Source organism: Natrinema soli (genome assembly GCF_028618695.1).
In genome coordinates, this window is the sequence record NZ_JAQIVI010000061.1 from 1 (window position 1) to 6,096 (window position 6,096).

At 64.9% G+C, this 6,096-nt stretch carries 6 protein-coding genes; 4 read left to right on the forward strand and 2 right to left on the reverse strand.

Translation table 11 applies throughout. The annotated features are described in order from the left end of the window. The coding region (locus tag PGX04_RS03930; RefSeq protein ID WP_273737313.1) for an aldehyde dehydrogenase family protein at nucleotides 1-624 on the reverse strand (624 nt) is incomplete at its 3' end. 362 nt (nucleotides 625-986) lie between these two features. Between PGX04_RS03930 and PGX04_RS03935 the strand changes: the two genes are divergently transcribed. Genes PGX04_RS03935 through PGX04_RS03945 form a run of 3 tightly spaced genes read left to right on the forward strand, consistent with a single transcriptional unit; the run spans nucleotide 987 to nucleotide 4,090 of the window. After that, the gene (locus tag PGX04_RS03935) at nucleotides 987-2,132 is read left to right on the forward strand and encodes an ABC transporter substrate-binding protein (protein WP_273737314.1); all 1,146 of its coding nucleotides are present in this window, start codon (nucleotides 987-989) and stop codon (nucleotides 2,130-2,132) included. A gap of 33 nt (nucleotides 2,133-2,165) precedes the next feature. Further along, the gene (locus PGX04_RS03940; protein WP_273737315.1) at nucleotides 2,166-3,047 is read left to right on the forward strand and encodes a branched-chain amino acid ABC transporter permease; all 882 of its coding nucleotides are present in this window, start codon (nucleotides 2,166-2,168) and stop codon (nucleotides 3,045-3,047) included. Continuing rightward, entirely contained in the window at nucleotides 3,047-4,090 is a 1,044-nt protein-coding gene (locus PGX04_RS03945; RefSeq protein ID WP_273737316.1) for a branched-chain amino acid ABC transporter permease, read from the forward strand. Before PGX04_RS03940 ends, PGX04_RS03945 begins: the two co-directional genes overlap by 1 nt. 136 nt (nucleotides 4,091-4,226) lie before the next feature. Here the strand turns inward: PGX04_RS03945 and PGX04_RS03950 are convergent, their stop codons facing one another. Beyond that, the gene (locus PGX04_RS03950; protein ID WP_343233732.1) at nucleotides 4,227-4,925 is read right to left on the reverse strand and encodes an ABC transporter ATP-binding protein; all 699 of its coding nucleotides are present in this window, start codon (nucleotides 4,923-4,925) and stop codon (nucleotides 4,227-4,229) included. A 214-nt stretch (nucleotides 4,926-5,139) separates the two neighbouring features. Between PGX04_RS03950 and PGX04_RS03955 the strand changes: the two genes are divergently transcribed. Then, nucleotides 5,140-6,096: FAD-dependent monooxygenase (locus tag PGX04_RS03955; protein WP_273737318.1), on the forward strand; the 957-nt coding region annotated here is incomplete at its 3' end.

Genomic DNA, 6,096 nt, shown 5'->3' on the forward strand with positions numbered 1-6,096 from the left:
GTTGAGGACGCCGTCGGGGAGGTCCGTCTCCTCAAACAGCGTCGCGAACAGCAGGCCGCCGCTGATCGGCGTGTTGGTCGCTGGCTTGAGCACGACGGCGTTGCCGGCGGCGATAGCGGGCACCACCGCCCGCGCCGAGAGGTTCAGCGGGAAGTTCCACGGCGAGATGACCGTGACGACGCCTTTCGGCTCTCGCTTTACGAGGTGTTCCTTCCCGGGGATGTTCGACGGGGCGTGTTCGCCCTTCATCCGCCGCGGCAGCGTCGCCGCCTCGCTCGCCTGGTCGGCGGCGAGATGGTGGGACGTGTGGCCGTAGCCGGCCGTCCCGCCGGCCTCGTGCGTGAGCAGTTCGATAATCTCCTCCTCGTACTCGTGCAGTGCCTCGATGAACTGCTGGATAACCTCCTGGCGGGCTGTGGGAGGTTGGTCCCTCCACTCTGCTTGGGCGGCGGCCGCCGCCTCGTAGGCGTCGTCGACGTCCGACTCGGAGGCCGCGGGAACTTCGGAGAACATCTCCCGTGTCGACGGGTCCGTGATCGGGATAGTGTCGCCGTCTCCGTCGAGCCACTCGCCACCGATGTACAGTGCGTTCCAGTCCGCCGTCGGCGATATCATGTCTGGCATGATCGCCTGACCGTTCGTGTTCCGCGTACAAAGCCGTATGGTGACATGTATGTCACTACCGTGTTGGGGACGAGCAGTCGGTGAGAGCCGACCGAACTGGCCCGGAACCACCGATTCAGGTGCGTTTCCGACGGGCCTTCGAGTTCTGGGCCGAGCCGGTGTTGTTCCCGCTCGGTCTACGCGTCCGCCGAATTCGATACTCCGCCGACAAGCGTCAGATATGAACCATACCATTTAATAGGGTCGTATTTCATTTGACAAACCACACCATGGGGAATCTTACCAGTAGCCGAAGTAGGCGTTCATATTTAAAAACGACCGGTGCGATTGCAGGGGCGGCCACGTTGGCCGGCTGTACATTGTTGGGTAGCGACGAGAGCAGCGCAGACCTCACGATCGCGACGACGATCCCGCAGGAGGGCGCGTTCTCGTCGATGGCCGAAGAGATGGAACAGGGATACGAGCTCGGCGTCGCACACATCGAAGAGACACTCGACCGGGAGGTGGAGCTGCTGGTCGAGAACGACCAGAGCGACCCGAGTGTCGTCATCGAGAACCTCCGGAAGATGGCCAGTGACGCCGACGTGATCTGGGGAAGCTTCTCGAGCGAACTCGTGACCGCGGGCAGCAGCGTCGCGGAGGACGAAGGGATCCCGTTCGTCGCCGCATACTTCGCACAGGAGGCGCCGCACCGAAACGAGAACTACGAATGGACCTACGCGGCGTTCCCGAAGTCGAGGGACGTCGCGCGGTCGACGCAGGGCCTCTTGGAGACCATCCCCGAGGGCGACCGGCCGACCAACGTCGGCATCTGGGAGCCCAACTCCGACTGGGGCGAAGAGCAGTCGGACTCCTGGGAGGAGACCCTCGGTGACGCGGGCTACGACATCGTCCTCAGGGAGCAATACGAGTACGGCGCGAGCGACTTCTCGACGATGATCTCCCAGTCGGACAACCAGAACGTCGAGGTCCTCCTGTCGGTGCCAACGCCGCCGGACGGAATCACGATGATCGAGCAGATGGAGGAACGCAACTTCTCGCCGGCCCTCACGAAGTTCGTCCGCGCCGCCGACCCTCAGGACTGGTGGAACGCGCTCGATGAGAGCGGCGAGTACGTCTGCATGTGTCCGGGCTGGGTGCCCGGCATGACGGGCAACGGGAACGAGGAGATGTGGAACGCGTACGTGGACGAGTACGGACTCGAGGAGGGTCAGTTCATCCGCACGGCGGTCGGCGGCGGCTACAACGTCGCACAGGTGACCGCCCAAGCGATCGACGCCGCGGGCTCGACCGACCCGTCAGACGTTCAGGGGTCGCTCCAGTCGGAGACCTTCGAGACGGTCATCGGCTCGTTCAGCTTCGAGGAGAACGGTCTGCCTACCGAAGGCGAGTTGACGGCTCCGACCGGCCAGTGGCTGGACGGCAACCAGTACACCATCTACCCGGAGACCGACGACGATCGTGCCTCTGACCTCCAGTACCCGATTCCGTCCTGGAACGAGCGATAACACTCGGTCTCCAACCCACGCTCACCAATATACATGGTTTCACCAGAACTCGCGTTCGAATCGATATTAAACGGACTCCTCATCGGAGGGATCTATGCCGTCGCCGCGCTCGGCCTCTCGCTCGTGTTCGGCATCATGGACGTCGTCAACCTCGCCCACGGACACATGCTCATGGTCGGCGCGTACGTCGGCATCCTCCTGTTTGCCGCCACCGGAATCACCCCGCTTTTGGGCATGCTGCTCGCGGTCGCCCTGCTGTTCGGATTCGGAGTGTTCCTCCAGCGCGTCCTGTTAGAGCGCGTCGTCGACAAGGGGATGGAACAGCCGATCATCGTCCTCTTCGGGCTCGCGCTCGTCCTCGAGAGCGTCGGCCGGATCGTCCTCGGCAGCGAGCCACAGCGAGCCAGCATCGGCATTCCGGGCTCAAGCATCCCCGTCGGACCCGCCGTCCTGTCGTTCCCGCGGGTCGTCACGTTCGTCGTCTCGGTCGCCCTGATCGTCGCGGTCTGGGCGTTCCTCAAGTACACGACGACGGGCCTCGCGATCCGGGCGACCGCGCAGAACACCGACGCGGCCCAGTACATGGGCATCGATACCGGGAAGATCTATATCATCACGCTCGGCCTCGGGACGGCGCTGGCGGGCGCGGCCGGCGCGCTGCTGTCGATCCTCTTCCCCTTCACGCCGTACGCGGGCTGGTCGTACCTGCTGAAAGCGTTCGCAGTGGTCGTCCTCGGCGGCGTGGGGAGCGTCATCGGGACGCTCGTCGGCGGGTTACTCCTTGGCGTCTCGGAGAACGTCGGCGTGCTCTTCATCGGCGGCGGCTACCGTGACCTGATCAGCTACAGCATATTCCTCCTCGTCCTCCTGGTGCGGCCCCAGGGGCTGTTCGGCAGCTCGGGAGGTGGGGAGTGATGGCGGACTCCGAACACGAACGCGGGGGCTTCATCCGGACGATGCTCGGTAACCGCCGTCGAGTGGCGATCGCGATCGTCACCGTGCTGGCGTTCGCGACGATACCGTTCGTCACCGAGCGGTGGCTCACCCAGGTCTTCTTCACCGTGCTCGTCTTCGTGGTCCTCGGCGTCTCCTGGGACATCATCGGCGGCTACGCCGGCCAGATCTCCCTGGGCCACGTCGCATTCTTTGGGTTCGGCGCGTACGTCTCCGCCTGGCTGACGACGCCGACGCGAGCCGGCTTCCCCGAGTCGATCCAGTCACCGGTGATCGTCGCCGTCCTTGGCGGTGCGCTCGGCGCGGCCCTCCTCGCGCTCGTCATCGGCCCGGTCATCTTCCGCCTGACAGGCCACTACTTCGCGATCGGGACGCTCGCGCTCGCCGCGATCATCGAGCTGATCCTGTCGAACGAGCGCAGCGTCTCCGGGGGCTCGAGCGGCTACTTCGTCGACTCGGGTTCCGCCGAGTACCAACAGCTGTTCCTTCTGACCTTGGCCGTGACGGTCGTTACAGTGATCGTCTCCTACTACATCGTCACGAGTCGGTGGGGCCTGGCGATGCGAGCGATCCACGACGACGAGACGGCGGCCAGCAGTCTCGGTATCAATCCGCTCAAGTACAAGCTGATCGCGTTCGGTATCGCGTCGGGCATGGCCGGGTTGGCGGGCGGACTCTACGCCCAGTACACGGGATACCTCAATCCCGCGGACGTGCTCGGCCTCCACTGGATGGTCGAAGCGCTCGTGGTCGTCGTCCTCGGTGGAATGGGGACGATCACCGGACCGATCCTGGGAGCCGGGCTGTTCGTTGGGCTCGACTGGGTCCTCGGCGAGGTGGCGAGCGGCTACTCGACGGCGATCGAGGGGCTCCTCATCATCCTCTTCATGCTCTACATGCCGAAGGGGATCTACGGGCTCATCACTAGCCGAACCGGCGATACGTCGGAGGAAGACCCGCCGAGCGAGACCGTCCCGGCCCCCGACGAATCGGCGACCGACTGACGCCCGCTCTTCGAACCGCTCACTCGTTCCTTCTCCGATCGATCCGTCTCGAGACTCGCCTCGAACGACGAGCGAGACGCTTCCGGAGCGGCGCGCGAAATCGATGTGAGGACGCGAAAAAGAGCCGACGCTGGCATTATCCGCCGAGGTACGTCGCCGTGACCTCGTCGTTCGACGCGAGCTCGTGGCTGTCACCCGACATCGAGATCCGACCCGACTCGAGGACGTACCCCCTGTCGGCGATCCGGAGCGCGTTGTTGACGTCCTGCTCGACGATGAGGACAGTCGTCCCGCGGTCCGTAATCTCCTCGATCGCCTCGAACACGTCGTCTACGAGCACCGGCGCGAGGCCGAGACTCGCCTCGTCGAGCAGGATCAGATCCGGATCGCTCATCAGACCCCGGCCGATCGCCAGCATCTGCTGCTCGCCGCCGGAGAGAGTCCCCGCGCGCTGGTCCTTTCGTTCCTCGAGTCGGGGGAAGACGTCGTAGACGAACGAGAACCGCTCGTCCTTCCCCTCGGGATTCGTGAACGCGCCCAGGCGGAGATTCTCCTCGACGGTGCTCTCTGTAAAGATCTCGCGACCCTCGGGAACGTGGACGATCCCCTTCGGGACGACCTCGTCCTGATCCAGGTCGCCGATCGACTCGCCGTCGTAGCGTACCTCGCCCTTCCGGGGCGTCAGCGGACCGCAGATCGTCTTCAGGACCGTGGTCTTTCCCACTCCGTTTGCGCCGAGTAGTGCGACCGTTTCCCCCTCCGCCACGTCGAAGCTCACGTCCCAGATCACCTGAACGTTGCCGTACGCGACGTCGATCGAGTCGACTTCGAGCAGTGTCATTGTGTGGCGTGAATCTCTCAGTACAGGAATAAAAAGGTGTTCCCCGGTTCGCGGCGTCGGATTCGCTGGAGAGCCGACGTCGAACCTCGATCCGCCGATCTCCACCGGATCGATCGAGCGACCACAGCCGGTGTACGAACAGATCCGGGCCGAAATCGGCCTCCAGCGGACCACAACTACTATGAGAACGTACTGCATTGTCACGTCCATGAGCGGTGAAACGGCGGAGGCTCCGGTACTGATAGCCGGTGCCGGCCCGGTTGGCATGACGGCAGCACTGGCACTGAACGCCCGCGGAGTGGAGACCACCGTCCTCGAGGCCGAACCCGAGGACCGGGACCGGTCGGGGAGTCGCGCCATCTACGTCCACGGATCGACACTGCGCACGCTCGAGCGACTCCACCCGGGACTGGGGACCGACCTCGTCGACGAGGGGCTCATCTGGCCGACGCGACGCACCCTCTACCGGGGGAAGGAGGTCTTCAACCGGACGTACGACTCGCCCGGCGGCAGGGGGGACATCCCTCATTTCACGAGCGTTCCCCAGGTCGTCACGGAGCAGTACATGCTCGAGGCGCTCGACGAGGCCGGGATCGAGGTCCACTGGGAGTCGGCGGTCGAAACCGTCGACTCCTCGACTGAGGGCGTCCGCCTCGAGACAGCGGACGGCCGCGAGTGGACGTGCGAGTACCTCGTCGGCGCCGACGGCGGCGGGTCGACCGTCCGCAGCGAGATCGGCGTCGACTTCGAGGGCGACCAGTCGGCCAACTACTTCATCATCGCGGACGTCGAGGACGAGGAAATCGACGACGAACACCCCGGCCTCGAGCGGATGTTCCACTACGACGCGCCCGAGGCAGACGGGCGAAACGTGCTGCTCGTCCCGTTCACCGGTGGCTGGCGCCTCGACATCCAGTGTTACGAGGACGACGATCCCGAAGAACTCATCGGCGACGAGCGGATGCGCGAGTTCGTCCGCGACGTCATGGGCGAGCGATACGAGGACAACGTGACGTGGGCGTCGTCCTACCGGTTCCTTCAGGTGAAGGCGGACTCGTTCGTCGACGAACACCGCCGCGTCCTGCTGGCTGGCGAGGCGGCCCACCTGCTCGCACCGTTCGGCGCCCGCGGCATGAACTCCGGCATCGCCGACGCCGACGAGGCC